This is a genomic window from Sulfitobacter sp. PR48, assembly GCF_028807335.1.
GTDB lineage: Bacteria > Pseudomonadota > Alphaproteobacteria > Rhodobacterales > Rhodobacteraceae > Sulfitobacter.
Map to the genome: position 1 here is coordinate 23,912 of NZ_JARAMM010000011.1, position 24,061 is coordinate 47,972.

Genomic DNA, 24,061 nt, shown 5'->3' on the forward strand with positions numbered 1-24,061 from the left:
TCGGTCATTCCGCAGCCTCCATCGCCGGGGCGTCCCATTCCACCGTTTCGCGGCGCTGATAGTCGGTGAACCAGTCGGGGTCGGTGCGGTATTCCACCCGCCCGTCGGGGAACACGCGGGCAACGGCCCGGCGTGACGACAGGCAGAAGGCGTGAACCGACATCTGCATCCCGCCGGTGTGGCAATAGCCCACCTCGATATTGCAATCGACGACCATGGATTTGCCGACGAAACCCATCGCCCCCATGCCGATGGAATTGCCCAGCTCCTTGAATTCCCGCTCCAGCCGGGCGATTTTCGGATCGGAGTTTTCGCTGCCGACCGTGCGCAGGCAGGCGGCGCGCTTGCCCAGCACCATGCAGGTATCCTTGCAGCCGCCCAGCCCGATGCCGATGATGGCAGGCTGGCAGGCCAGCCCCCGTTTGCCAAAGGCAATGAGGCTGTCGAGGTAGAACCGCCTGATCCCCTCGATCCCGTCGGAGGGGAAAAGCATCCGGTAATCGGTGCCGAACAGCCCGCCCTTGTGGACGGTGATCAGGTCGATCCATTCGCCGCCCGGTTCATAGCCATATTCGATCTCGGGCGCGCCGATGCCGACGTTGTTGTTGTGGTCCGTCCGCCACAGCGGATGGACCCGGTTGGGCCGCAACGGCACGCCGTTGGTCGCATTCGCCGTGGCGCGCCGCAGTGCCGCCTCCAGCGCGATGGGTCCGCCCTCGATCCGGGTGTCGTTGCCCATCTTGACGTACCAGCGCGGCGTACCGGTATCGCCGCACATCGCGCGGCGGTCCTCCTTGGCGGCTTCGTAATTCTCCAGCATCGCCTGCAGCACGAAAGAGGACAGATCGCCGTCCTCCACCTCGGCGGCGGCCTTGAGACCGTCGAGGTAATCCTGCGGGATTTCGATGGCGGCCTTGTCCATCAGGGTTTCCGCGGTCTTCTGGATGATATCGATGGGGATCACTTCACGTCCTCCGGATTTCGGGACAATAGGCCCCATTGTTCTTCGTCACCCGTCCCTGAAAATGCCACTGCACCGGCGCGCATCAATGCCATGCGCAGCTCATTGTCGTCGCGAAAACCGCGGAGGTGATGTTTGATTTTCTTGAGGCTTCGTTTCTTGTAGTTTGGGTTTTCCAAAAGGTGACGGATTGCGGTTTCGATCGAGTAGTCCAGTTTCATCTCTTCGCGCAGCTTCGTCATACTGTTATACGCCGACCATTTCGCGGTTAGAAAGGCGACGGCGGCGCTGCCCAGAACGCTTAAGATCAGAAGCAGGATGTCCATTATTCGGCAGCCTCCACCAGCGATACGGGTTCGTTTTCGGGCAGTATCGTCTCGCCCGGTCTGACAATCGTGAACTGAACGTCCTCGCGGCTGACATCGAGCGTGCCGCCTGTCTGCCGCGCCACGGTGAAATAGCTGCTTTCCATCGCGCCGCTGTCGGGAAAGTCCTCGCGGAAATGTGCGCCGCGCGAGTTTTCCCGCGCCAGACCTGCTTTCGCGATGACCTCCGACACTTCGCAGAGCGAGGCCATGTTCAGCCAGTCATGCCAGGTCAGGTTGAAGGCCAGGTTGTCACCGGCCACGCCGGCCTGCAACAGTTCGTCGTGGATATCCGCGATCCGGGTCAATCCGCGCGCCAGGCCGGTTTGCGTGCGCATGACGCCCACGTCCTCCCACATTGCGTCCTGCAACTTGTCGCGCAAGGGCTGGATCGGGGCGACCTTGTTCGACAGGGGCCGCAGCGCGCGGGCGATTTCTGCCTCCAGCACCGTCTCGTCCGGGTCACGGAGCGCGCCCATGCGCCGGATGTCCGCCCCCATCACATCACCCGCAACGCCACCGTAGACCGTGGAATTTGCCACGCCGTTGCCACCGAGGCGGTTGGAACCATGCGCGCCCCCCGCGTCCTCGCCCGCGACGTAAAGCCCCTCCATCGCCGTGCGCGTGTCGGGGTCGACCACGACGCCGCCCATGAAGTAATGCGCGGTCGGCACCACCTCCACCTTGCCGGCGGCCAGATCGAAACCGCTGTCGGCGCAGCGCTTGACCATACCGGGAAATTTCGCGCGCACGTTGTCCGGGCCAAGGTGCGACATGGAGATATAGACGCCGCCGTGTTCGCTGGTGTTCGACTTGCGCATCTCGGCAAAGATGCCACGGCTGACCACATCGCGCGTGGCCCGCTCGCCCTTTGGGTCGTAGTCGAACATGAAGCGGTTCTCGGCCCCGTTGAGCAATTGCCCCCCCGCCCCGCGCAGCCCTTCTTCCAGCACCGTGCCAGTCATCTTGGTGTGGTCCCCGGCCAGCAGGCCGGTGGGGTGGAATTGCACCATCTCCATGTCCCGCAGGGGCAGGCCCAGGCGCAGGGCCATGGCAAGACCGTCCATCGTCTTGTCGCCGCTGGGGGTGTGGTACTTGTACATGGTCGGCCCGCCGCCGGTGCCCATCATCACGGTCTTGGCCCGCACGAAGCGGAACCTGCCGCTGCGCATGTCGATCATCAGAACCCCGGCCAGCGCGCTGCCGTCCGCTGTCGGGACAAGACCAATTGCCCGATGTTCCTGCAACTTCTCCACCGGGCGCGACAGGACCTGCTCCATCAGCCGGTTGATGATCTCGATCCCCGTGAGGTCGCCCTTGTGCACGGTGCGGTCCGCCGTCTGCCCGGCAAAGGCCTTCTGGTGCAGCGACCCGTCCGGGTTGCGGTCGAAAAAACAACCGATCTCGTTCTCCAGTTCGCGGATCCGCACCACCGCCTGTTCGCAGAGCTTCCAGGCCATATCCTGATTGGGCAGCCATTTGCCGCCGTTGATCGTGTCCATGAAGTGCCGCTCAACGGTATCGCCACCGCCCAGCGCCACGTTGTAGCCGCCCTGCACCATGCGGGTGCATCCGCATTTCCCGATCAGGCCCTTCACCGCGATTGTGATCTTCGTCCCCGGCGGGGCGCTTTGCTGGGCGTGCAGGGCGGCGAACATGCCCGCGCCGCCCGTGCCCAGGATGAGGATATCGGTATCATGTCTCTCGATCTGCATCAGATGGCCCTCATCAGGAAAACGCCCGCAATCAGCGTCGACGCGGCAACCGCACCGGCGGCGGCGGTCTTCTGGCCCGATGTCCAGGGCAGCCATTCCAGCGCCATCAGGCGCAGGCCGCCGAACAGATGCGCGGCCAGCAGGAAGACCAGGCCGAATTCGGCGAATTTGACGATGCCCATCTCGCTCCAGCGCAGGAACCCGTCGAGGTGTTCCGGCTGGTTCAGCGCATAGGACAGCACCCAGAAATGCACCGGCAGGAACAATGCCAGCGCCACACCGGACAGGCGGTGCAACAGGTAGGCGGCCCAAAGGGTATGGTTCCGGTAGCCGCGCCTCATCTCGCCGTCACCCCGTGAACAGCCAGCATGCCAAGGACCAGCAGCAGGGCGAAAATGGCCCAGGCCGCCGCATTCAGGGTGCCGCCCCGCAGGCCCATCCATTCCGACAATACCGTGCGCAGGCCAATCGCCCCATGCACGGACACGGCGGCGACAAATGTGCCATAGACCGCGAACCAAAGGATGCTGCCCTTTGTGCGGCCAAGGATTTCGGCGGCGGACAGCCCCCCCTGGATGGCATAGATCATCACACCGATATGCAGCAGCACCAGCGGTGCCATGATCAGCGCCGAAATCCGCTGCGCCATATAAAGACCAAGCGTCATCAGGAGCGCCTCTTGAAGAAATTGCGTGCGGTTTCGCGCTTCAGGCCGGCGATGGCGTTCATCGGGTTCAACGCGTTCGGGCAATGCACCGCGCAGCTGCCCTGGCTGTGGCAATTGTGGCAACCGCCAACACCCGACACCGCGTCCAGCACCGCCTGTTTGTCCGCGTTCTTGCTGTCGTTGTAGACGCTCCAGGCCCGTTGCAATGCGGCGGGGCCGAGGAAATCGGGATTGTTCGCCACCGTGTCGCAGGCGGCATAGCAGACCGAACAATTGATGCATTCGATGCCCGCCGCACTCTCGACCCGCGCGGCCTCCGCAGGGTCGAGTGCCTCGATCGGGTCGTTGCGGGTCAGGGTCGGGTGGTGGACCCCTTCCGCCGCGACCCATTTGTCGAAGAAAGGGTCCATATCGGTGGCCAGATCCTTGATCACCGGCAGGTTGCGCAGCGGCGCGATTTCCATGTGGCCGTCCACCAGCACCTTCTTGACATGGGTCCGGCAGGTCCAGCGCGGCGTGCCGTTCACCATCATTGCGCAGGATCCGCACATGCCGACACGACAGGCGTAGCGATAGCTCAGGGTCGGGTCGGCGTATTGCTGGATCCAGGCAACCACATCGAGCACGGTCTGGTTGTCCTCGACCTTCACTTCAAAGGGCTGAAAGGACCCCACGGCGTCGCCGCGCCAGACCGAGACAGACATATGGGTTTCATTGGCCAAGCGTCTCTCCATCGGTTCCAGGGTGGTTCCGCGGCAATATAGATGATTGTTTTTCTAACAAAAAGGAATAAAGACTTACCCGTTTCTTAAGATTTGATTACATTAACGCAGCCTTTTCAATTGCTTGCCGGCCGCTATGATCGCCCCGGAAGTCCAGGGAGGAACCGCATGCTGACGCTGTACGACACCGGGGAAACGGCCGCATCGCCCGTCCATATGGCTGCGGTCGGCGGCGGCCTTTCCGGGCATAATGGCGCAGCGCGCGCTGATGGCGGCGCACCCTGCTGTGCAACCGGTGCTGACGTCTCATGAGTGACCACCTCTCTGCCCTCCTCGCCGCGCGCTTTTCCGATGCGCCGCAGGTCGCTGCGGACCTGGCGCAGGTTTCATCCCTGCAGGCCATTGCCGGACGGGGCTCTTGCCGGTCATTCGAACCTGATCCTCTCCCTCTCGAAACGCTCAGAACGCTCGGCGCAATCGCCCTCGCCTCGCCGTCGAAAAGCGACCTGCAACAGCGCGACATCGTGATCGTCGATGATGCGGAACAGAAGTCACGGCTGCTGGATCTTGTCTCTGACCAGGCGTGGACGGCGCAGGTGCCCTCCCTTGTGGTCTTCTGTGCCAACAACCGCCGCCAGCGTCACCTGCATGAGATGCAGGGGCTCGACTTTGCCAACGATCATCTCGACGCGTTCTTCAACGCCAGTGTGGATGCGGGCATCGCGCTGGCAAGTTTCGTCATCGCAGCGGAGGCGGCGGGCCTCGGCTGCTGCCCGATCAGCACGATCCGCAACCGCGCGGCAGAGGCAAGCGATATTCTGGGGCTGCCGGACCATGTGTTTCCCGTTGCCGCGCTGGCCATCGGCCAACCCGCTGCTGCCCCCCGGATCAGCCCCCGCCTGCCCCTGCGGGCGACGCTTCACCTGGACCGTTTCAGCGAGACGACAACCGCAGACATCGCGGCCTACGACGCGGAGCGCGCCGCCGGGCAACCCTATGCAAATCAGCGCCGCACCGACCTTTACGGCACCAGCGACAGCTACACATGGTCAATGGACAAGGCCCGTCAATACAGCCTGCCGGAACGGAAAGGCTTCGCGCAGTTCATCCGCGGCAAGGGTTTCCGCCTTGATTAATGCGCAGCGCCGCTCGGGGCGGGCAGGCCTTCGATCAGCACGTTGACACAAGCGGGTTTGCCGCTTTGCACCGCGCGCGCCAATGCCTCGTCAAGCCCGGCAAGCTCTGTCACATATTCCCCGTGCGCGCCAAGCCCCCTGGCGGCCAGATCATAGCGCGCCCTGCTGAGCCCGCAGCCGATCAGCCGTTCGGGGCCGTATTCGCGCAGCTGGATCTGATGTTCGGCGTTCCAGCGTTCGTCATTGCCGATCACCGCGACAAACGGCAGCCCAGCGCGCGCTGCCGTCTCGAACTCGGCAAAATGGAAACCAACCGTGCCGTCCCCCATCAGCGCAAAGATCGCGGCATCCGGCGCCGCAGCGCGGGCGCCCAGAGCATAGCACAGCCCGCCCCCGATCGCCCCGGAAATCCCGTTGATCACCCGGCGCTCCGCCCGCGTGGCGGCCTGCGCCCACTGGCCGAACTCACCACCATCACAGATCAGCACGGCCTGCGCCGCCCTGTCGATCTGCCGCTGCACGGCGGCGCATAATTGCGCAGGGGTGATCCGCGCCGAAGGCACCATGTCGGCGGTGCTGAACCCGCGCCGTCCCAGATGCGCCGCCACATCGGCCCGCCACTGGTCGTGCCCTCCCTGCCCGGCCTCGATCAGAACACCGAGACTGTCCCGGGGATCAGCGGCGAAACAGGCGGCCAGCCGATTGCCAAGATTGCGATGCGCCCGGTCCCGCTCTTCCGTGCCGGCCTGAACAACCATCCAGCGGCAATCGGCATGGAACGCCGCCGCGCCGCCAAACCCGAGGGTAAAGTCGATCCGCTTGCCCAGGGCAACGACAAGGTCGGCCTGCCCCAGCGCCTTGCCGATGTCGCCAAGCGCCGGGTCCTTCAGGCCGCGCGGGCTTTCCATCACCACAACGGGCGCGCCAAGGGCCGCTTCCAGCGCCTCCAGCCTGCCCGGATTGCGTGTGGCATTCATCGCCGGGCCGCAGATGATCAGGGGCCGCGCCGCTCCGGCGACGGCCGCCGCAATCGCCGCCGCATCGGAGGCCGACAAACCCATCGGTTCTTTCGTGACCGCGCGGGGCACATCGACATCGCCCACATCCGCCTCGATCAGGTCAAAGGGCAGCGCCATATGCACCGGTCCCGACCGCCCCGAAAGCGCGACCCGCAAGGCACGCGCCGTCTCAACGCCGAAGTCCGCCGCGCGGGTCGGACGGAACGACAGCTTGGTCACCGGCGCTGTCATCGGCACCTGGTCAAGCTCCTGGAAAGCGCCTTTGCCATCCTGACCGATGGGAGAATCGCCGGTCAGCAGCAGCACCGGCGTCTCTGATTCAGAGCAGGTGAACAGCGGCCCCAGCGCATTTGCCGCCCCTGCCCCCGCGGTCACCAGGACCACGCCCACGGTTCCGGTCAGCTGCGCATAGGCCTCCGCCATGAACACCGCCGCTGCCTCGTGACGGGTATGGACAATCTCTATCCCGGCATCGAAACAGGCGTCGAAGATCGGCATGATCTGGTTCCCCGACAGCGCGAAGATGCGGGTGATGCCGGCGGATGCCAGCGTTCTTACCAATAGATCTGCACCGCGCATCATGTTCTCTCCCCCCGTGATCAATGCCGCCGCGACCTGAACCTATCCTTCCCGCCCCGTCCATCCCCTTTGTGGCAGCCCCTGCCGCAAGGGCCCCTGAGGGCATGAAGAACTTACAAAGTCCCGATCACCCCAAAAACGCCTTCGACAGCGGGTGGTGGAGAAATTGCACCGTGACACTGGTGCTATGGCAGCTTCGGCCTTGGCAAGCTGCGCTGAATGGAGGGGCACCCGGGCTCAAGCTCCGATATCGGCCATGCGCGACTGAACCGGTCGCACTGCGGCCCCGGCATGGTACGGGCCACATGCAGCACCGATGAACGACAGCGCGGGAGTGCCTGATCGTTGCTCACCGGGCGGTTCGCGCCGCGTTGTTCGCATCAGTCATGTTCCGAGGTGCGTCTCGATTTTCGAGGTCTTCCCACCAACTTCCCAACGCGTCGATCAGCGGCACCAGATCATGTCCGTCGGCAGTCAGATCATATTCCACCCGCAGCGGGTAGCCGCTGAATTCCCTGCGCTGAACGATCCCCGCATCCTCCAACTTCCTCAGCTCCAGTGCCAGCATCTTATGGGAAATCGTCGGGTTGTCGCGGCGCAGATCGCTGAACCTCCTGGTGCCCGTCTTCAAGTAATAGATGAGCAGCGTTGGCCACCGGCCGCTCAGGATTTGCATGACCTCTTCGATCGGGCATCGCGACACAAGATTTTTCATTGGGACCTCATGGTTACAAAAAGGTGCGTAATTTACCCCGGAGTACATGGCGGTATGTTTCGGGTTCGCTGCGCAGCGTGATGACATGAGATTACGGAGTATAAATCATGGAACCGATTCTACTTTATGGCTTCCCGTCTGGAAGCTCCATGGGGCTTGTCGCAGCTCTTGAATGGCTGGCGAAACCCTACCGTCTTTGCCGTGTCGATATGTTCGGTGAGATGCGCGACCCATCCTATCTGCGCATCAATCCTCGGGTTGAGACGCCGGTCCTCATCACCGACAACGGCGACGTACTGACTGAAACGCTGGCGATTGCATCATGGCTGGAAGCCAGGGATTCCAGGCGCAGCATCAGTTTTGACCCGCTGTCGCGAGAAGCCGACCGGATGCATCAGTTGATGGCTTTCATCAACACCGGCTTTACAGGATCTTTCGGACCGCTTTGGGCGGCCATGGAAATGGCTGACATGAATCAGGCGGTACGATCTGCACTCAGCGAGTGGGGTCGGGACGGTGTTTTCGAACGTCACGACAAGCTCGAAGAGATGATCGGGGGCAGCAGGTTCCTGATCGCGGATCACCCTACGCTGGCTGACGCCCTCTTGGTCGGTGTCGCACGTTGGCTCGATTTCCACGAACTGGCTGACAAAGGCCGCTGGCCAAAACTTGCGGCTGTTCGCGCGCGAATTGAAGCGCATCCGGCTGTCATCTACGCGACCGCTCTTGAGAACGGGGATATGAACCCGGGGAGCGGCGCCTGTCTGGGCCACATCAATCTCACCGAGGTCATTGAGCGGTTTGGTAGCTAAACGCCACGAGCGCGGGCTGAGAAACGTCATCAGCCCGCGCTCAACACCGGCGCCACGCAACCGCGACGCGAGGGTGGCGAATTTGCTGAATCATGCCAGTGGACCGCGCCAGGCAATTCCGACCCAAATGCCAGGCATCTCTGGCCCAAACCAGACTTTGGGCGTGGTATGGGTCAAGGACGGGTGAGCGGACGGAGCGGACATTCGAGCCCTAATCTCGGTCAGGTGCTCCTAATGGGAAGAAGGATCGAAAGGGACGCGCCTCGTCGACGACGCGGGCCACCGAGGGGCGGGACAGAAGCCGTGCCCGGTAGGCGGCGAGCGCGGAGCAACGCTCTGGAATCGGATGAACCCAGTCACCATAGAAAAGCGCCGGAGCAGCTGCGCAATCGGCAATCGTGAAACGACCACAGGTCGCCCATTCCGTGTCTTGCAGACGTGGTTCCATCCAATCATAGCAGCGGTCTATAAGCACATGCGCATCGGCAACGCCACGGGGATCACGCTCATCTTCGCCACGCAGGGCGTCACCGACGATCCGTTGCGTCTGCGCATGGATATAGTCATCGAACACATCCGCGATCATGCGAGCCTCCAGCGCTTCGCGGACATCCTCGGGAACCATCGGCGGCGCGTCGCCGTGAAACAGGTCGAGATATTCGACCACAGCGTTGCTTTGAGTGACTTCCCGGTCGCCATCGACCAGCGCCGGAAACTGCCCGGTGGGGGAAAGGGCGGCCATGCGAGCGGCGTTCTCCGGGTGATCGGGGTCGACCATTCGGAAGTCGAAGGCGACGCCGCGCTCGTATAGAGCGATCAGCGGTTTCCAGACAAAGGAGGCAAAGGGATGCCCATAGAGCGCAAGGGTCATTGAAGAATCTCCAGCGATTGAAGCGTGGCCTCGATCATGTCGAACTGGATTCCGGTGCCGTGACGGCGGTCTGCGGTGCCGTCCTTTCCATCCAGGAACACAATCTGTTCGGTGTAGGAGACGCGGGTCTTGTCGCCGTCTGCGTCAAGTTCCAGGCTCGACAGCGTCACGGAATGAAAGCTGCCGGAATGGTGAAGGTCGTAGTCATACACAAGCCGTTTGGCCGGTTCGATGACATGGAAACGTGCCTCGAACAGTGTTTCCAGACCGCTTTCGTTGAAACGCCCCTGCAGGACTTCCTGACCACCGGCGCGAAAATCCATCGAACGGCGCATCAGGGTCCATTTTTCGGCCGGGCCGGTGAACCACTGCGCCTTGATCTGCGGATCGGACCATGCGCTGAACACGCGGTCTGGCGGTGCCGCCCACAGTCGTTTCAGTGTAAATGTCCCATGGAATAAGCGATTTTCGGTCATGTCTCATTTCCCTTGGCGGATTGGCCTGAACCGGCAGCCATGTCTGTTGTTTCGTTGCTTTCGAGCAATTCTCCGAGCCGGTCAAAATGCCCTTCCCAAAGCTGGCGACGTTCGCTCAACCAGATTTCGACGCGCAAGACAGCTTCGCTGGAAATCCGGCATTCGCGGACCCGGCCGCGTTTTTCCGTTACAACCAGTCCACTTGCCTCCAGCACCTGAACGTGCTGATGGATCGCGGAAAGGGATGTGTCGTAGGGCTTGGCCAGGTCACTTACGGAGGCCGATCCGCGTGAAAGATGATCAAGGATCCCGCGCCGCGTTGCGTCAGAAAGTGCGTGGAACGCCATATCAAGTTGTTTGGAATGCTCAACCATACGCTTAAGTTATAGCGCGCCTGACAAAAGTCAAGTGTCCACTTAAGTGTTGATCCGTTGAAACCGCCCCTCAAAGCAGACCTTCACTGCAGTTTTCACGAATGACCGCTGCCCCTGCCCCATCCTTCGGCGGTCACGCCGCGATCCGGGTCAGCGATGTGACGTAAAAGCCAATTTCGTCTGACGTCTTACAGGGGGTGTCGAATGCCGCGCATTTCCGACTCTTTCCGGCGAATTTTCCGAATCTTGTCAGTGAGCCGTGCCAAGCAATTCCGACCCAAATGCCAAGCACTTCCGACCCAGACAGGACCTTCTGCACCAAGCGCGCGAAGGTTCGCTATGCGCGGGAATCGGGAATGGTTCCCGGAAAGGCTGCCCTCACGTCTCCTGACGCTTCCGGCCCTCTCCGGACATTCGCCAAGCTGGCTCCGCTGCAGCGCGGCTTCCCCATACCGGACCTTCATGGCGCCGCGCAGCATAGTCCAGGGCGCCAAGGTCGGCAGAGCGGACATTGCTGCCATCAAACATGAGCACCCAGGCCCGGAACAAGCCGAAGGCGCCGGGCCATCGCCTGCCCGCCCCTCGGGTAGGCGATTTGGTGAGGCTGTCTGTGTCCCCGATGAGATTCATCAAGGTTGAGAAATAAAGTGGCATGAGCCTAGGTCAGTATCGCCCACCCCGGGCAGGCGCTGGCCCGGCTTGCGCTTCGCGTCACTCTAGGCTCGAAGCGGACATGCGGCAACGCGGCGCGCCAGACGGCTGACGGCAACTGTGACACCGTCGCTTTCGGCCCTGAGCCGCCGGTCGAGAGCCAACATACGCTGCAGTGCGGCTTCCCCGAAGCGAACGTTCGTGGGCTGCGCAGCAAAATCCGGGGACGAATGTCGCTGATGCGGGACAAAGCTGCCGCTGCCATTCTCATCGAAAAAGCATGTAACGGCAGCTTTGGCGGTGACATCTAGACTGCCAAATGGCCTTGTATGAGGTTCCCGACCGCCTCTGGCGTTTCCATCAGCGCAAGATGTGGCCCTTCAACCCAGGCCAAAACTGCGCCCTCGATACCATTCGCGAGTGCCTCCGACGCGGCCGGATCGACCATCTGGTCAAAGCGATTGCCGATGACAAGGGTGCGGGCCTTCACCGCGCCGAGGTCGCCCGAAACATCCACCCGCAGGTCCAGTTCGGACTGTCTTGCGATCCCGTCCCAGTTGCTACCCGCGACCATATCACTGACGACCGCCTCAAGATCGCCTATTCCTGACAGAAAATCCCGACTGAACCCGGTCAGCAGCATGAGCCGGGCCAGCGCATCCGGGTCAGTGCGCGCCAAATGCGCCCAGTGTTGGAACTGCAACTGCGACCGCGGGTCGGCGCCCGTGACAAAGCCGCCGATAAGAACGAGCCTCTCCACCCGCTCCGGATGAAGAGCGGCCAGTCGTGTCGCAACCGCCGCGCCCAGCGAAAAACCGACCAGATCGAAGGTACCAAACCCGGCGTGATCCGCCGCGCCGATGACCTGCGCGACAAGGCGATCAAGTGTCAGCACCCCGGTCGGATCCTGGGTAAGCCCGGAGCCGGCATAATCGGGTCGTAGAACCCGCCTGTCCGCGAGACAGGGCATCAGCCCATTGAAATTCGCGGCACCATCGCCGCCGGTGCCATGGATGAGCAGAATCGGCCTGCCGGATCCATCCTCGCGATATCCGATCACTGCGCCGTCATGGTTGAATTTTTCTATTTTCGACATCGTTTTACTCTCCGACTTGATGTGTCGGGAAGGGTGATGCACTATGACAGCGCTGTCAGGGTCAAGCGAAAAAAGGAAAGCAAGGTGCAGATTGGCGAGATTTCAGACCGCAGCGGCATCAGTGTCAGGATGTTGCGGTTCTACGAGGCCGAGGGGCTCTTGCGCCCGAACCGGACCGTCAGCGGCTATCGGGATTATTCCGATGCCGATCTTGATCAGGCAAGTCATATCCGGCAGCTGGCCGATGCCGGGTTGACTGTCGAAGCGATGCACGACCTCTTGCCCTGCATAATAAGCCCTGAGCCGACCTTTCATCCCTGCGACCGTCTGCGGGCCAGGCTGCAGGGCGAAGTCGCCAAGCTTGATCGCAAGCTCGCGGATATCGCGCAGTCGCGCGCACAGATCGCTTCCTATCTGGCGGGTCTGCCGGAAGACCGGATGAGCGATGGCTGACCTCCGCTTCGCGGATGTGTCAAGGGCTGTTGTTCCGGCCAATGCGCAGCCGACCGGTGAGACTGGCGCAACGTACCGGAACTGAAAGCCGCTGCCTGAACACCATGCAGAAAGCGTCGTGACGGACTCAAAGCCGCCTTGCGGCAGCGCGGAGAGCCTGTATTGCGGCCAGCGTCACCGTATCGACCTGTTCGGCCCTGACCCGACCTTCCCCGAGTGTCCAAGTTCTGCAGCACAACATATTCATTTCAGACATTCGAATTGGCAGAGGCACAGTAAAGATAGAAACTGTCGGGCTACGAGCTCGGGCTATCTAAACGGGACCAACAACGTCTCCGGGCTAATTGAATGCGAATTTTTGAGCCTCTTTAAGTACGGCATGAACTTCTTCTATGAGCTTGGCATCGCGCTCCCATTGCCCAGCCGGTCCACCAGTGAACTTTTCGCCATGGAAGTAACTATTTCTCGCGCGACAGACACCATTTATTATGAGTTGCGCGACATTTGAGAGCGGGACTGGATTAGGCGGATCCCACTGCATGTCTGCCAGAAGGCGGCGCGGTGGCTCCCCAACTTGAGGTGCCCCTAGTTTCCTAGACACTTGCCTCGTTCAGTTTCAGCTGTCTGATCTCGAAATCAACGGGCGACAGTATGCCGTTGTTCGTGTGCTTCCGCTTCGGGTTATAGAACATCTCAATGTACTCGAACACGTCCTGTCTGGCAGCATCGCGGGTCGGGTAGGTGCGGCGGCGGATACGCTCCCGCTTCAGCAGCTGGAAGAAGCTCTCGGCGACGGCGTTGTCGTGGCAGTTTCCGCGTCGGCTCATGCTAGGTTCCAGGTTATGCTGGCGCAGGAATGTCTGCCACTCCCGGCTGGTGAACTGCGAACCTTGGTCGGAGTGCACCGTGACCCGGTGCGTCGGCTTGCGCCTCCACACGGCCATAAGCAGGGCCTGCAAGGCCAGGTCCGTTGTCAGGCGGGACTGGGCGGACCAGCCGACAACCCGACGCGAGAACAGATCGATGACGACGCACAGGTACAGCCAGCCTTCATGGGTCTTGATGTAGGTGATGTCGGTCACCCAGACCTGATCGGGTTGGGGTACATCGAAGCGCTGCTCCAGCCTGTTCTCGGCGACCACGGCAGGCCTGCCGCCATATCGGCCGGGTCGACGCTTGTAGCCCACCTGAGCGGCTATCCCGGCCAGCGACGCCAGTCGGGCAACACGGTTCTCCGAGATGAGTTCACCTTGGTCGCGCAGATCGTCGGTCAGCTTGCGATAGCCATAGACCTTGCCGCTATCGGCCCAGGCCTTTCGGATCAACTCCGTCTGACGCGCATCCTCCTGCGCATGGTGACTTAACGGTTCCTTAAGCCATGCATAGAAGCCGCTGAAATGGACCCGCAGCACCCGGCACATGGCCCGGACGCCAAACTCTTCGCGATGCGCCCGGATGAAGGCGTACTTCATTGGGACTCGCGCGCGAAGTACGCCGTTGCCTTCCTAAGAAACACCTGCGGTCTCTGGGATGGGCGCCAATGCGTAACCCATTATTTTGGCGCGCCGCTGGAGGTTTGAGAGCACGCGTTGCCGATGTCGTTCGTCATAGGCCGCGGCACCCTGATCCTGATATGTCATGCCATGGCGGATGGCGTTGTAGAACAAGACTGCGATCTTGCGCGCCGTGGCCGTCACCGCCTTTTGCTTGCCTATGCGCGATGACAGTCGCCGGTAAAACGCACCCAAGGCCGTGTCGCTTTTGCCAATCGTTACGGCAGCCAAGCGCAAGAGCGCGGCCGCACGACTGGAGGACCGTCGTGTCCGCGAGGATAGCAACTTGCCCCCGGAGATTTTATTGCCCGGGGCCAGACAGAGCCAGGACGTGAAGTGCTTGGCACTCTTCCAGGCGCGCAGGTCTGTGCCGCATTCGGCCACCAGCTTCAGGGCCAACGATGGTCCAAGGCCATGGATCTGCGTTAGGTCTGTGCCCAACACACCGTAGAGTGCGGCCCGAACATCGAAAGACGGCGCATTGTGCTGCTTGCCCTTGATCCGCGCCTTTGGCAGTGGGGCCAGATCATCGTCCGCCCGGACCGTCAGGGCTGCAACCGCTGCTTCCAGCCTACGGTCGCACGTCTCGATCTGTGCCTTGTAGAAGTCGTAAAGCTCCAGCGACTGTGTGAGGGCAAAAACATGCTCCTCGCGGTCGTTGCCGACCAGCGAAGCCTTGATCGTGTCCACAGAGGATTTGCAGCGGACATCCCGGAACGCGGCGAGGGCCTCCGGATCACGCTCGCCACCGATAATGGCACGGATGATCCGCAAGCCGGTCGCACCAGTGATGTCGGAGACGACATGATGCAGTTGCAGGTTCATCTCCATCAGTGCCTTCTGCATGTGCTGGATATGGGCGGCGGCATACTCAGTGAGCCGTTCCCGTTGGCGAACATAGGCGCGCAGAGTGGCGATCTCAGCTTCGGGGCGGAAGCTCCCACGTAGCAAGCCATAGGAATGCAGCTGGCGCAGCCATCCGGCATCACTGACATCGGTTTTGCGAACCGGCACATTCTTGGCATAGCGGGCATTCACCAGAATGACCTCGAAGCCATGTGCCTCCAGGATCTCGAAGGCCGGTATCCAGTAAACGCCGGTCGACTCCATGGCCACGCTGGTGACACCGCACGATTGGAGCCAGGCAGCGAGATCGTGCAGATCCTGGGTAAATGTCCCGAAGGCTCGCACTGGCATGATGTCGGTGTCAGGGTTCACAGCCGCCATGTGCATCGTCGAGCCGATGTCGATCGCGGCTGCATTGGCATTGACCATCTTCAGGTCCGGGTGGTCACCGGATTTGCGCTTCGTCATGACATCTCCTCCGTTCAGGGCGAAGGGCGTGGGCCATGCAAGTTCGTCATCTTCCTAACCGGGATCGCCGCGATGGCGGCGTCACCACTCTCAAGTGCGCATCGGCCCATGTGCCACGTTTTTTAACGGGGTCCAGCCCACCAATAAGCCATCGGCAACTGCCCTTCGGGCGCAGCATAGCACAGGCTGTTTATACCGCGCACAGGCGGGCAGCGGCCCGGAACGGTTTTTTAGGATATCGCGCTCCTCGGTGACCCGAGCGAGTTCGCGCTTCAGACGCCGGTTCTCCGCCTCGTGGTCCACGACCGCCTTCTGCGTCGGTTCCCCGAACAGCTTCAGCCATTTGTAGAGAGAGTACGTGCTGGCGCCCAATCGCCGGGATACCTCCCGCACCGGATACCCGCGCACCGTGATCTGATGCACCGCATCGCGCTTGAACTCGTCGCTATAGTTGCTTGTCCCCATGTTGATCTCCTCGCCTCAAAGTTAGGCGGCAAAGCGTCTACAAATCTAGGGGCACCTCACATCCGGGTGTTGGATCGTGGCTCAGAGACAGTCATTCTGGCACCGCATGGCGGATGGATAGAGCCTGATACATCTGAGATCGCCAAGGCAATTGCTGGCTCGGATATCTCGTTCTACGCCTTCGAGGCTCTACGGAATGGGCCACACGGCCATTTCCACATAACTTCCCATCGTTTCGACGAACCTGAAGCCGTCTCACTTGTCGGCAGATGTTGGACGGCCGTTGCTATCCATGGAAGGCGCAACGAAGGGGCTGACGCGGTTTGGTTGGGTGGTCGCGCCACTAAACTACGTGACGCTGTCGGAGACTCTCTGCGCGCTGCAGGATTCAAGGCTGAGCTCAACGAAAGGCTACCAGGTTTGGAAGGAACAAATATCTGCAACCGAACGCGCGCGGGAGAGGGTGTGCAGCTCGAGATTTCACGGCGCTTGCGTAGCCAGTTGGTGGCCGATGCTAACCTTCTCCAGTCCTTCTGCGAAGCCGTTCGAATTTCCGTTCTACCAGCGTCCGCCATCTGAGCACTGCCTATACGGCAGTTTCAACAGATGTCTTTTTCTACGGACCGCGTTGCAGCATCAGAGGGAGGCGATCAATGACAGGCTCGGGCGTTCGCGCCTTAGCCGGTCCCGCTGCGGTCCCAGCAGGTATAGATGCTTTTTGCGCATCGCTGTTCTGAAGATCTAGCGAAGCATCACGTAAAAAGTGGAACGAACCGGATACTCGCGGTTCATCCACAATCATCCGGTTCGCGGTGATTGGGTCAGTTTATGACGTAGAAGCCAATTTCGTCTGACGTCTTACAGGGGGGTAGTGGCGGACCGAGGAGGATTCGAACCCCCGACCCCTTGATTCGTAGTCAAGTACTCTATCCAGCTGAGCTATCGGTCCACTGTCGGGCGGTTTAGTGGCCCGCGCGGGGGTTTGCAAGCCCCAGTTTTGACCTGTGGCGGATTTCCTGGCGGTGTCAGACGGCGGCGTCGCCCTTGGGCAGGCAGACCGCAAAACATGTGCCGGTTTCATCGCTGCTCAACAGGGACAATTGCCCGCCGTGGCCGCGCACCAGTTCCGCCGCGATGGCCAGGCCCAGTCCGGTGCCGTCCTTGCGGGTGCCGCCCTGGAACGGCTTGTACAGAAATGTGCGCGCCTTGGGCGGCAGGCCGGGGCCGGTATCGGCCACCTCAATGTTCCAGCTGGTCTCGTTTTCGGATGCCCGCAGGGTGATTTCGCCCCCCGTCCCGGCCGACATCAGCGCCTGCCGGGCATTGCGGGTCAGGTTGCTGAGCACACGGTAGAGATGTTCGGGGTCTGCGCGCACCTTCAGGCCGGGGGCGACATCGGCAACAAAGCTGATCTGCGTGCTCTGGGTCGCCAGGCGTTCGTTCTCGATCACCTCTTCGACCAGTTCGGCAAGCGGCACCATGGTCAGGGTCGGCCCCGGTTCTTCCGCCTTGCCGAAGGCCAGGGTGCTTTCGCACAGATGGACCGCGCGGGTGATCGACCCCACCAGCTTGGGCGCCAGCCGTTTGACCGCCGGATCCTCCGAGGTTTCGATGCGATCGGTAAAGAGCTGCGCGGTGGTCAGGATATTGCGCAGGTCGTGGCTGATCTTGCTCACCGCCGCGCCGAGCTGCGCCAGCCTGTCCTTCTGCTTCAGCGCCTGGGTCAGCTCCGTCTGCAGGGTGCGCAGGGCGACTTCGGCTTCGCGTAACTCGGTCACGCCCGCCTTGGGTTCGATGATGCGGCGGGCGTCCTCGGGGGCTTCGGCATAGCGCTGGATATGACCCACCACGCGTTTCACGGGTTTGAGGAACATCGCCCGGATGGTCAGGAAGAGCAGGGTCGCGGTGATTGCCGAAATCACTGCCGAGAGAATCAGGATGCGCAGGCCATAGTCGATCATCGCCATGCGCAGCGGTGCGGTTTCCATCGTGATCTCGATCAGCAGCCCCGCATCCCGGACCGGTGCCCCGATGACACGGATCACTTCGTTTTCACGTCGGAAAAGGCGCATCACCGCATCCCGGATCAATGTCATCGCGGTGGCATTGCGCAGATCGAAGGTCTGCGAGATCGCCTGCGGCATCTCGGAAGACAACATGAGCTGGCGCACCGCGTCACGGCGCAGGACTACGTTGAACACCTCTGCCGTTTCCAGCAGTTCCGCCTCAAGCGCGGGGTCCAGCATATCGTCCGCCAGAAGCGCCAGCGAGGCGATCTGCGCCCGCTCCAGCCGCTGCAGCATGTAATCCTCGCGGAACCGCGCGATGGAGGGCACGAAGATCAGCACTTCGGCCACCATGACAAAAACACTTGTCAGGATCAGCAGGCGGCCGGACAGGGAATTCAGCATGCCTGCGTCACCCCCATGGGACGGCGGGCGGGCTGTCGCGCCCCGGCGCGCAGGCCCCCGTTGTCACGGCACACATCGCTGAACAAACCGCACCACCCGCTTTACAAGATCGCTTTCGAACAGGCGCGGGCTGAAATAGGCCCCCGCCGCACGTTTGTTGACTTCACCGATTGTCGGATAAGGAGCCACCATGGCTGCAATCTGGCCCATTTTCATGCCGTTTGCCAGAGCCAGCGCCCAAAGGCCGATCAGTTCTCCCGCCTGATGGCCGACAATGGAGGCGCCCAGGGGCCTGCCCTTGACCACCATGACCTTGATGAACCCTTTGGTCTTGCGCTCCGCCAGGGCGCGGTCGTTGTGTTCATAGTGGAACCGGACCACCTCCAGCCTGTCGCCGTGTTTTTCCCGCGCCTCGGCCTCGGTCAACCCGACCTGTGCCAGTTCCGGGTCGGTATAGGTCGCCCAGGGAATATGGGAAGTCTTTGCCCGGGACGGCAGGCCAAACAGCATGGATCTGATGATCACCCCGGCATGATAGCCTGCCACATGGGTGAATTGCAGCCCGCCGGCCACATCCCCGATGGCATAGACCTTGCGGTTGGTGGTGCGCAGCGATGCATCCACCTTGATCCCGTTTTTGGCCGGCTCGATCCCGGCCTTGTCGAGATCCAGCTTGTCGGTATTGGCCTTGCGCCCCACCGCGATCAGCAGGTGAGAGCCCCTGAAGATCCGGCCATCCTTGGCCTCGACCTCGATCTTGCCCGCCGTGCCGCGCACTTCGGCGGCGGTGGCGTTTTCCTCGATCACCACGCCCTCGTCGCGCAGGCTGTCCAGCACGACGCGGGCGGTTTCCGGGTCGTCCTTGCCCAGCGCCTTCATCCCTTCGATCACGGTGACCTTGCAGCCCAGACGCAGATGGGCCTGAGCCATTTCCATCCCGATGGGGCCCCCGCCGATGATCAGCAGATGGTCCGGTTTCTCGCGCAGCTTGAACAGGGTTTCATTGGTCTCATAGGGGACCGTATCGAGACCCGGAATCGGCGGCACCAGCGGCGATGATCCGGTGGCGATCACGATGCGCCGGGCCTTGATCACCGTATCGCCTGCCTGCACCTCGTCGCGGGAAATGAAGCGCCCATAGGCGCGGATCACCTTGACGCCCAGGCCTTCGAAGCGTTCCTGGCTGTCCACCGGGGCGATCTGCGCGATCACATCGGCGACGTGATCCTTGGCGGCGGCGTAGTCCACGGTGCCGGGGGCGTTGGCCACACCATATGGCGCCGCGTGACGCTGCGCATGGGCCGCCTTGCCGCTGGCGATCAGCGCCTTGGAGGGCACGCAGCCGTAATTCAGGCAATCGCCGCCCATTTCATGGCCTTCCAGCAGGACCACATCTGCCCCCATCTGGACCGCACCCGCCGCGACGGACAGGCCGCCGGAGCCTGCGCCGATAATCAGAATGTCCGTCTTGATCCGGTTCATTTCAATACATCCTTCCGGCCCGTGGCCCATTTGAGTGCGGCGGGCAGCAGGGACAATGCGCAGAGCCCGAGGATGGGGAACAAGATATGCGGCTCGAAGATGATGCCAAGGTCCGGCGTTTCCCCGCGCGCGAAAACCGCGCCGAGCCCTGCGCCGACGGAGGTATAGACAACAGCCCCCGGCATGATCCCGAAGAAGGTGGAGACCACAAAGCGATACAGCGGCACCGCCAGCAGGGCCGGGATCAGATTGGCGACAAAGAAGGGCACCGCAGGCACAAGGCGGATGAAGAACAGCATCGACCATTGGTTTTCGTCCAGGCCCTTGCCGATCCTGGACACCAGCCCCTCGGAAGCCTCCAGCCGCGCCTTGAGCACCTGCCCCAGCCCCATGCGCGCGGCAAGGAAGATCAGGGTCGCGCCGATGGTGGCGGCTGTCACGTTGAACCCGGTCCCCAGGACGGTGCCGAACAGGAAGCCCCCGGTCAGGGTGGCGATCGTGGCCCCCGGCAGGGAAAAGGCGACAATCGCCACATAGGCGGCCATGAACAGCAGCGCGGTTACCAGGTAATTGCTGTCCCGGAAGGCGATCAGCGCCTCGCGGTTGTCGCGCAGCGTGTCGAAGCTCAGGTAATCGCGCAGCGTGAAGGCACCGATCACCGCCGCGACGGCAATCGCGATCAGGGGCACAATGCGCGCCCGCTGCGATCCGGTGTGTTTTCCGTCGGCCCTGTCCGCCATTTCCGTCTCTCCGCCGCAACCGGCCTATCTGCCTGCCTCACAGATGATCCGGAACCCGGCCCGCGCCTAGCCCTATCACGGCCCCTTGAACCAAGGTGTGCTTTTCGGGGGTCTTTCGTGAAAGATCGGCCTGAAATGAAATATATACCAGCCGCGACGGATAAATTGTTGCAAGAGAGGGGGGAAAACCCGCTTGCAGGGTTTGACTTGCCCGCGCATCCTGACTAGAGAGCGGGTCTGAATTGACGTGACGGGCCGAATCTGCGCCCCGAATGACCTATTGGAGATCGACGCGATGAAACGCACCTATCAACCTTCGAACCTTGTCCGCAAGCGTCGTCACGGGTTTCGTGCGCGCATGGCCACCAAAGCGGGCCGCAAGATCATCAACGCACGCCGCGCCCAGGGCCGGAAGTCGCTGAGCGCGTAAACCGCGCAGCGCCTTGCAAAGCATGACACCGCCGGAGGCCCCCGTGGATGGCAGCACTGCCAATCCGGGGAACAATCCTCCGGCGGTTTCTTTGCGTCTGCAGGTGCTGAAGAACCGCGCCGATTTTCTGCGCGCCTCCCGCGCCAGCCATGTCGCGATGCCCGGTTTCGTTGTGCAGATGCGACGGCGCAAGCCGGATGAAACAGCCGATCCGGATGTCATTCGCGTGGGGTTTACCTGCTCCAAGAAGGTCGGCAATGCCGTGGCCCGCAACCGGGCAAAACGACGCCTGCGGGAAATCGCGCGTCTGTCCCTGCCAGCGATGGGGCAGCGGGGACATGATTATGTGCTGATCGGCCGGCGCGGGGCCACCGCCACCCTGCCCTTTGCGCAAATGCAGTCCGACTTCGCCCGCGCCCTGGGCAAGCTGCACCGGCCGCCCGCGTGACCGCCCTTGCCCGCATCCTGGCGCTGCCGGTGCGCGCCTATCGGCTGGTTTTCAGCCCCTGGGTCGGGTTCAACTGCCGCTATCAGCCAACCTGCAGCGCCTATGCATTGGAAGCGCTCGAAACCCATGGGGGGCTGAAGGGCAGCTGGCTGGCACTGCGCCGGATCTTGCGCTGTCACCCCTGGGGGCGCAGCGGCTATGATCCCGTGCCGCCCATGTCGCAGGACCACGGGCCGCACTGAGGTCTGAGCCTGCCACCTGCCGCCATGCCAACGGGATCGGGAGAGGTTCGCCGCTTACTGCCGACGACATGCGGCCTGCCCCACCTGCTGAGCCGTGCGGCCCCCCGTGACACCCTCCGGTGGAGACATGTCAAAAATGACATGTCATCATTTGCAGGACTGTCGGTATGAACTGACGCTGACGCACGGGGGCAAACGGCATCTGTAGCGCGCCGCAGTACCCCCGCGCCTGCCCCATCCGCTCAACACGCTGGAATATATTGTTTAAAGCGTCCCGCTTTTAACCTGATACACCCAATATCGCCAATGTCCCGAGAGCGCGAAGCGCGGCAGGGTATCGGCGATTCAAGGTTAAGGCGGGGCGCCCTAAATGGCCTCCGGCTGGCTCAAATTCACCAAAAAGCCGTTCCAGGACTGCAGCCCTACGCAGCCTCACACGCCCCTCATGCCTTCAACACCGCGTCCCCGTTGGTGATCAGCCGGGTCGGCATATCCGCCGCCGCCGTTCCCGCAATCGTCAGCGCCACATCCTTGAAAAATCCATCATCGCCGAAATAGAAACGATGCGAAATCTGCGCGCCCTTCTGGGGAAAGGCCGCATAACGCTGTGTGGCATCGACATCGACCTGATCCTTTTCCACCAGATCAGGCAGCCCTTTGCGCCCCGCGCGCCTCTGGCCCCCGTTGATGAAATCCCCCGACAACTGCAGCACCGCATCATTGCCGTTGTAGTAATTCGTCAGGCGGTTCGACCGACGGTCCATCACCAGACTGCCCCATGCGCCCTTGCGCATCCATTCCACATCCACATCCGCCGCCGCAAAAATCGCCTGATCCACATCCCATTTGCGCGCGCCCGGCGCATCACCGACACCGGAGAACCCGCGCAAGGTCAGGTAGGCGCCCATCGAATGGGCCAGCACATGCAGCTTGAACCGGGGGTTTTCATTCAGGAAAAGACCGATCGTCTCCGTCACCAGGTAGGGCGCAACCTTTTTGGCGTCATTGCGGTCGGAATCATACGCCAGCACATTCCCGTCGCTGGGCCAGTCAAAGCCGACCACCGCACCGCGATAGCCATGTTTGCGCAACCCCTGCTCAAGTGCCGCCAGCCGCTGCAACATGGTTGTCTGCGAGGTATTGAACCCGTGGACGAAAAACAGGATCTCGCGGCTCTGCGACGCGCGCAGGACCTCCCGGTGCCAATCCGCGCGCGAAATGATGCCCCCCTTGCTCACCGCCCCCGCAGAGCTGGTGATCTGTACATAACGGGTCAGTGCCGCAGCATTATTGGTGAATCTGTTCGTCTGGGCGTTATAGGTCCGCCGGCTTGCAAAAAGCGTCATGTCTCAAATTCCTTTATCAATAGGGTCGGCAATAAGTGGTAGCCTAGCATGTTTTCGCCTTTAGCGCGAAACCTTCCTCCGCCGCGCATCGCGTCCTTGATCGCCTTTGGGCAATGGATTACTGCGATCACATGCTCGACCAACCCGAAGAAATCCACGCGCTGTTTCAGGGTGCGCCCCAGACGACGGAGTTCAGGAAACTCCGCAAGCGGATCGTGCGCGCCACGCGCGAGGCGATAGAGCAATATGGCATGATCGCCCCCGGCGCGCAGGAACCCGACGCCCCCCGCGCCCGCTGGCTGGTCTGCCTGTCGGGCGGCAAGGACAGCTATACCCTGCTGGCGGTTCTGCACGAGCTGCAGTGGCGCGGGCTGTTGCCCGTCGACCTGCTGGCCTGCAACCTCGATCAGGGCCAGCCCGGCTTTCCCGCAACGGTCCTGCCCGCCTTTCTGGAAAAGATGGGCGTCCCGCATAGGATCGAATACCAGGACACCTATTCCATCGTGATGGACAAGGTTCCGGCAAACCGCACCTTCTGCGCGCTGTGTTCGCGGCTGCGCCGCGGCCACCTCTACCGGATCGCGCGCGAGGAAGGCTGTTCCGCCGTGGTGCTGGGACATCACCGCGACGACATCCTGGAAACCTTCTTCATGAACCTGTTTCACGGCGGGCGCCTGGCCACGATGCCGCCCAAGCTGGTGAACGAACAGGGCGATCTTTTCCTCTACCGCCCCCTCGCCCATGTGGCCGAGGCCGATTGCGAGAAATTCAGCGCCGCGATGCAATACCCGATCATCCCCTGCGACCTTTGCGGCTCGCAGGACGGGTTGCAACGCCAGCAGGTCAAGCAGATCCTCGACGGCTGGGAAAAAAACAGCCCCGGTCGGCGCCAGGTCATGTTCCGGGCGCTGATGAACGCGCGCCCCTCGCATCTGCTGGACCCCAAATTGTTCGATTTTGCCGGCCTGTCGCTTGATCCGCAGACTTTTAGCTAAAAGAACGCCACATTTTCCGGCAA

25 protein-coding genes, 1 tRNA gene and 2 pseudogenes are annotated in these 24,061 nt (G+C 62.0%); 8 read left to right on the top strand and 20 right to left on the bottom strand.

Annotation, left to right across the window (positions count from 1 at the left end; all coding sequences use genetic code 11):
- Nucleotides 1-4 precede the first annotated feature (4 nt).
- From PVW51_RS15170 to PVW51_RS15195, 6 genes are read right to left on the bottom strand one after another with little or no spacing between them, the layout of a single operon-like run.
- Nucleotides 5-964: a fumarate hydratase gene (locus tag PVW51_RS15170; protein WP_269365925.1), complete on the bottom strand. Its 960-nt coding sequence runs from the start codon at nucleotides 962-964 to the stop codon at nucleotides 5-7.
- Nucleotides 961-1,287 carry a hypothetical protein gene (locus tag PVW51_RS15175; protein WP_274575887.1) on the bottom strand — a complete coding sequence of 109 codons (327 nt, stop codon included), beginning with the start codon at nucleotides 1,285-1,287 and terminating at the stop codon, nucleotides 961-963. Before PVW51_RS15175 ends, PVW51_RS15170 begins: the two co-directional genes overlap by 4 nt.
- Nucleotides 1,287-3,041 (bottom strand): L-aspartate oxidase, encoded by a 1,755-nt coding sequence (locus PVW51_RS15180; RefSeq protein WP_274575888.1) that lies wholly within the window; start codon nucleotides 3,039-3,041, stop codon nucleotides 1,287-1,289. Before PVW51_RS15180 ends, PVW51_RS15175 begins: the two co-directional genes overlap by 1 nt.
- Nucleotides 3,041-3,382 carry a succinate dehydrogenase, cytochrome b556 subunit gene (sdhC, locus tag PVW51_RS15185; RefSeq protein WP_274575889.1) on the bottom strand — a complete coding sequence of 114 codons (342 nt, stop codon included), beginning with the start codon at nucleotides 3,380-3,382 and terminating at the stop codon, nucleotides 3,041-3,043. Before sdhC ends, PVW51_RS15180 begins: the two co-directional genes overlap by 1 nt.
- A complete protein-coding gene (locus PVW51_RS15190) occupies nucleotides 3,379-3,708 on the bottom strand; it encodes a succinate dehydrogenase (RefSeq protein ID WP_240312953.1) in 330 nt (109 codons plus the stop codon). The genes sdhC and PVW51_RS15190 overlap by 4 nt, the downstream gene beginning before the upstream one ends.
- Nucleotides 3,708-4,412, bottom strand: coding sequence for a succinate dehydrogenase/fumarate reductase iron-sulfur subunit (locus PVW51_RS15195; protein WP_274576038.1), 705 nt, complete (start codon nucleotides 4,410-4,412; stop codon nucleotides 3,708-3,710). Before PVW51_RS15195 ends, PVW51_RS15190 begins: the two co-directional genes overlap by 1 nt.
- Nucleotides 4,413-4,738: 326 nt before the next feature.
- Between PVW51_RS15195 and PVW51_RS15200 the strand changes: the two genes are divergently transcribed.
- Nucleotides 4,739-5,566, top strand: a complete 828-nt coding sequence (locus PVW51_RS15200; protein ID WP_274575892.1) for a nitroreductase family protein — start codon at nucleotides 4,739-4,741, stop codon at nucleotides 5,564-5,566.
- Here PVW51_RS15200 and PVW51_RS15205 read toward each other — a convergent pair.
- Nucleotides 5,563-7,167 (bottom strand): thiamine pyrophosphate-binding protein, encoded by a 1,605-nt coding sequence (locus PVW51_RS15205; RefSeq protein ID WP_274575893.1) that lies wholly within the window; start codon nucleotides 7,165-7,167, stop codon nucleotides 5,563-5,565. The genes PVW51_RS15200 and PVW51_RS15205 overlap by 4 nt on opposite strands.
- 346 nt (nucleotides 7,168-7,513) lie before the next feature.
- Nucleotides 7,514-7,879 carry a winged helix-turn-helix transcriptional regulator gene (locus tag PVW51_RS15210; protein WP_274575894.1) on the bottom strand — a complete coding sequence of 122 codons (366 nt, stop codon included), beginning with the start codon at nucleotides 7,877-7,879 and terminating at the stop codon, nucleotides 7,514-7,516.
- A 107-nt stretch (nucleotides 7,880-7,986) separates the two neighbouring features.
- Here PVW51_RS15210 and PVW51_RS15215 point away from each other — a divergent pair, with 107 nt between their 5' ends.
- Nucleotides 7,987-8,691 carry a glutathione S-transferase family protein gene (locus PVW51_RS15215; protein WP_274575895.1) on the top strand — a complete coding sequence of 235 codons (705 nt, stop codon included), beginning with the start codon at nucleotides 7,987-7,989 and terminating at the stop codon, nucleotides 8,689-8,691.
- Nucleotides 8,692-8,902: 211 nt separating this feature from the next.
- Here the strand turns inward: PVW51_RS15215 and PVW51_RS15220 are convergent, their stop codons facing one another.
- The 4 genes from PVW51_RS15220 to PVW51_RS15235 all read right to left on the bottom strand — a co-directional run bounded on the left by PVW51_RS15220 (nucleotide 8,903) and on the right by PVW51_RS15235 (nucleotide 12,201).
- Entirely contained in the window at nucleotides 8,903-9,562 is a 660-nt protein-coding gene (locus PVW51_RS15220; RefSeq protein WP_274575897.1) for a glutathione S-transferase family protein, read from the bottom strand.
- Nucleotides 9,559-10,038, bottom strand: a complete 480-nt coding sequence (locus PVW51_RS15225) for an SRPBCC family protein (protein ID WP_274575898.1) — start codon at nucleotides 10,036-10,038, stop codon at nucleotides 9,559-9,561. The genes PVW51_RS15220 and PVW51_RS15225 overlap by 4 nt, the downstream gene beginning before the upstream one ends.
- The gene (locus tag PVW51_RS15230; protein ID WP_274575899.1) at nucleotides 10,035-10,412 is read right to left on the bottom strand and encodes an ArsR/SmtB family transcription factor; all 378 of its coding nucleotides are present in this window, start codon (nucleotides 10,410-10,412) and stop codon (nucleotides 10,035-10,037) included. The genes PVW51_RS15225 and PVW51_RS15230 overlap by 4 nt, the downstream gene beginning before the upstream one ends.
- A 958-nt stretch (nucleotides 10,413-11,370) precedes the next feature.
- A complete protein-coding gene (locus PVW51_RS15235) occupies nucleotides 11,371-12,201 on the bottom strand; it encodes an alpha/beta fold hydrolase (RefSeq protein ID WP_274575900.1) in 831 nt (276 codons plus the stop codon).
- Here PVW51_RS15235 and PVW51_RS15240 point away from each other — a divergent pair.
- Nucleotides 12,196-12,612, top strand: coding sequence for a MerR family transcriptional regulator (locus PVW51_RS15240; RefSeq protein ID WP_274575901.1), 417 nt, complete (start codon nucleotides 12,196-12,198; stop codon nucleotides 12,610-12,612). The two genes, PVW51_RS15235 and PVW51_RS15240, sit on opposite strands and share 6 nt — an antisense overlap.
- Before the next feature lie 593 nt (nucleotides 12,613-13,205).
- Here the strand turns inward: PVW51_RS15240 and PVW51_RS15245 are convergent.
- From PVW51_RS15245 to PVW51_RS15255, 3 genes and pseudogenes are all read right to left on the bottom strand, one after another.
- Nucleotides 13,206-14,117, bottom strand: a pseudogene (locus PVW51_RS15245) (IS3 family transposase); the annotation flags it as partial.
- The gene (locus tag PVW51_RS15250; protein WP_274575902.1) at nucleotides 14,118-15,479 is read right to left on the bottom strand and encodes an IS110 family transposase; all 1,362 of its coding nucleotides are present in this window, start codon (nucleotides 15,477-15,479) and stop codon (nucleotides 14,118-14,120) included.
- Between the two features lie 228 nt (nucleotides 15,480-15,707).
- Nucleotides 15,708-15,944 (bottom strand): annotated as a pseudogene (locus PVW51_RS15255) (transposase); the annotation flags it as partial.
- Here PVW51_RS15255 and PVW51_RS15260 point away from each other — a divergent pair.
- Nucleotides 15,897-16,523 (top strand): poly-gamma-glutamate hydrolase family protein, encoded by a 627-nt coding sequence (locus PVW51_RS15260; protein ID WP_274575903.1) that lies wholly within the window; start codon nucleotides 15,897-15,899, stop codon nucleotides 16,521-16,523. The pseudogene PVW51_RS15255 and the gene PVW51_RS15260 sit on opposite strands and share 48 nt — an antisense overlap.
- A gap of 293 nt (nucleotides 16,524-16,816) precedes the next feature.
- Here the strand turns inward: PVW51_RS15260 and PVW51_RS15265 are convergent.
- The 4 genes from PVW51_RS15265 to PVW51_RS15280 form a co-directional block, all read right to left on the bottom strand.
- Nucleotides 16,817-16,893, bottom strand: a tRNA-Arg gene (locus PVW51_RS15265).
- Between the two features lie 76 nt (nucleotides 16,894-16,969).
- Entirely contained in the window at nucleotides 16,970-18,355 is a 1,386-nt protein-coding gene (locus PVW51_RS15270; protein ID WP_274575905.1) for a sensor histidine kinase, read from the bottom strand.
- Between the two features lie 63 nt (nucleotides 18,356-18,418).
- Nucleotides 18,419-19,837, bottom strand: coding sequence for a dihydrolipoyl dehydrogenase family protein (locus PVW51_RS15275; RefSeq protein WP_274575907.1), 1,419 nt, complete (start codon nucleotides 19,835-19,837; stop codon nucleotides 18,419-18,421).
- The gene (locus PVW51_RS15280) at nucleotides 19,834-20,577 is read right to left on the bottom strand and encodes a TVP38/TMEM64 family protein (protein ID WP_274575908.1); all 744 of its coding nucleotides are present in this window, start codon (nucleotides 20,575-20,577) and stop codon (nucleotides 19,834-19,836) included. The genes PVW51_RS15275 and PVW51_RS15280 overlap by 4 nt, the downstream gene beginning before the upstream one ends.
- A 295-nt stretch (nucleotides 20,578-20,872) precedes the next feature.
- Here PVW51_RS15280 and rpmH point away from each other — a divergent pair, with 295 nt between their 5' ends.
- Genes rpmH through yidD form a run of 3 tightly spaced genes read left to right on the top strand, consistent with a single transcriptional unit; the run spans nucleotide 20,873 to nucleotide 21,697 of the window.
- Nucleotides 20,873-21,007, top strand: coding sequence for a 50S ribosomal protein L34 (gene rpmH / locus PVW51_RS15285; protein WP_037911188.1), 135 nt, complete (start codon nucleotides 20,873-20,875; stop codon nucleotides 21,005-21,007).
- 22 nt (nucleotides 21,008-21,029) lie between these two features.
- Nucleotides 21,030-21,455 carry a ribonuclease P protein component gene (gene rnpA, locus PVW51_RS15290; protein ID WP_269365890.1) on the top strand — a complete coding sequence of 142 codons (426 nt, stop codon included), beginning with the start codon at nucleotides 21,030-21,032 and terminating at the stop codon, nucleotides 21,453-21,455.
- Nucleotides 21,452-21,697 (top strand): membrane protein insertion efficiency factor YidD, encoded by a 246-nt coding sequence (yidD, locus tag PVW51_RS15295; protein ID WP_114273580.1) that lies wholly within the window; start codon nucleotides 21,452-21,454, stop codon nucleotides 21,695-21,697. The genes rnpA and yidD overlap by 4 nt, the downstream gene beginning before the upstream one ends.
- A 443-nt stretch (nucleotides 21,698-22,140) precedes the next feature.
- Here yidD and PVW51_RS15300 read toward each other — a convergent pair whose 3' ends face one another.
- Nucleotides 22,141-23,043 carry an alpha/beta fold hydrolase gene (locus tag PVW51_RS15300; protein ID WP_274575914.1) on the bottom strand — a complete coding sequence of 301 codons (903 nt, stop codon included), beginning with the start codon at nucleotides 23,041-23,043 and terminating at the stop codon, nucleotides 22,141-22,143.
- Between the two features lie 131 nt (nucleotides 23,044-23,174).
- Between PVW51_RS15300 and ttcA the strand changes: the two genes are divergently transcribed.
- Nucleotides 23,175-24,038: a tRNA 2-thiocytidine(32) synthetase TtcA gene (gene ttcA / locus PVW51_RS15305; protein WP_269365887.1), complete on the top strand. Its 864-nt coding sequence runs from the start codon at nucleotides 23,175-23,177 to the stop codon at nucleotides 24,036-24,038.
- Nucleotides 24,039-24,061 lie beyond the last annotated feature (23 nt).

What these genes read in the sequence shown, in the direction of transcription:
- PVW51_RS15175 (WP_274575887.1), bottom strand. Translation starts at nt 1,287, where the DNA reads ATGGACATCCTGCTTCTGATCTTAAGCGTTCTGGGCAGCGCCGCCGTC.
- PVW51_RS15180 (WP_274575888.1), bottom strand. Translation starts at nt 3,041, where the DNA reads ATGCAGATCGAGAGACATGATACCGATATCCTCATCCTGGGCACGGGC.
- sdhC (WP_274575889.1), bottom strand. Translation starts at nt 3,382, where the DNA reads ATGAGGCGCGGCTACCGGAACCATACCCTTTGGGCCGCCTACCTGTTG.
- PVW51_RS15190 (WP_240312953.1), bottom strand. Translation starts at nt 3,708, where the DNA reads ATGACGCTTGGTCTTTATATGGCGCAGCGGATTTCGGCGCTGATCATG.
- PVW51_RS15195 (WP_274576038.1), bottom strand. Translation starts at nt 4,412, where the DNA reads ATGTCTGTCTCGGTCTGGCGCGGCGACGCCGTGGGGTCCTTTCAGCCC.
- PVW51_RS15200 (WP_274575892.1), top strand. Translation starts at nt 4,739, where the DNA reads ATGAGTGACCACCTCTCTGCCCTCCTCGCCGCGCGCTTTTCCGATGCG.
- PVW51_RS15205 (WP_274575893.1), bottom strand. Translation starts at nt 7,167, where the DNA reads ATGATGCGCGGTGCAGATCTATTGGTAAGAACGCTGGCATCCGCCGGC.
- PVW51_RS15210 (WP_274575894.1), bottom strand. Translation starts at nt 7,879, where the DNA reads ATGAAAAATCTTGTGTCGCGATGCCCGATCGAAGAGGTCATGCAAATC.
- PVW51_RS15215 (WP_274575895.1), top strand. Translation starts at nt 7,987, where the DNA reads ATGGAACCGATTCTACTTTATGGCTTCCCGTCTGGAAGCTCCATGGGG.
- PVW51_RS15220 (WP_274575897.1), bottom strand. Translation starts at nt 9,562, where the DNA reads ATGACCCTTGCGCTCTATGGGCATCCCTTTGCCTCCTTTGTCTGGAAA.
- PVW51_RS15225 (WP_274575898.1), bottom strand. Translation starts at nt 10,038, where the DNA reads ATGACCGAAAATCGCTTATTCCATGGGACATTTACACTGAAACGACTG.
- PVW51_RS15230 (WP_274575899.1), bottom strand. Translation starts at nt 10,412, where the DNA reads ATGGTTGAGCATTCCAAACAACTTGATATGGCGTTCCACGCACTTTCT.
- PVW51_RS15240 (WP_274575901.1), top strand. Translation starts at nt 12,196, where the DNA reads ATGCACTATGACAGCGCTGTCAGGGTCAAGCGAAAAAAGGAAAGCAAG.
- PVW51_RS15250 (WP_274575902.1), bottom strand. Translation starts at nt 15,479, where the DNA reads ATGACGAAGCGCAAATCCGGTGACCACCCGGACCTGAAGATGGTCAAT.
- PVW51_RS15260 (WP_274575903.1), top strand. Translation starts at nt 15,897, where the DNA reads ATGCACCGCATCGCGCTTGAACTCGTCGCTATAGTTGCTTGTCCCCAT.
- PVW51_RS15270 (WP_274575905.1), bottom strand. Translation starts at nt 18,355, where the DNA reads ATGCTGAATTCCCTGTCCGGCCGCCTGCTGATCCTGACAAGTGTTTTT.
- PVW51_RS15275 (WP_274575907.1), bottom strand. Translation starts at nt 19,837, where the DNA reads ATGAACCGGATCAAGACGGACATTCTGATTATCGGCGCAGGCTCCGGC.
- PVW51_RS15280 (WP_274575908.1), bottom strand. Translation starts at nt 20,577, where the DNA reads ATGGCGGACAGGGCCGACGGAAAACACACCGGATCGCAGCGGGCGCGC.
- rpmH (WP_037911188.1), top strand. Translation starts at nt 20,873, where the DNA reads ATGAAACGCACCTATCAACCTTCGAACCTTGTCCGCAAGCGTCGTCAC.
- rnpA (WP_269365890.1), top strand. Translation starts at nt 21,030, where the DNA reads ATGACACCGCCGGAGGCCCCCGTGGATGGCAGCACTGCCAATCCGGGG.
- PVW51_RS15300 (WP_274575914.1), bottom strand. Translation starts at nt 23,043, where the DNA reads ATGACGCTTTTTGCAAGCCGGCGGACCTATAACGCCCAGACGAACAGA.
- ttcA (WP_269365887.1), top strand. Translation starts at nt 23,175, where the DNA reads ATGCTCGACCAACCCGAAGAAATCCACGCGCTGTTTCAGGGTGCGCCC.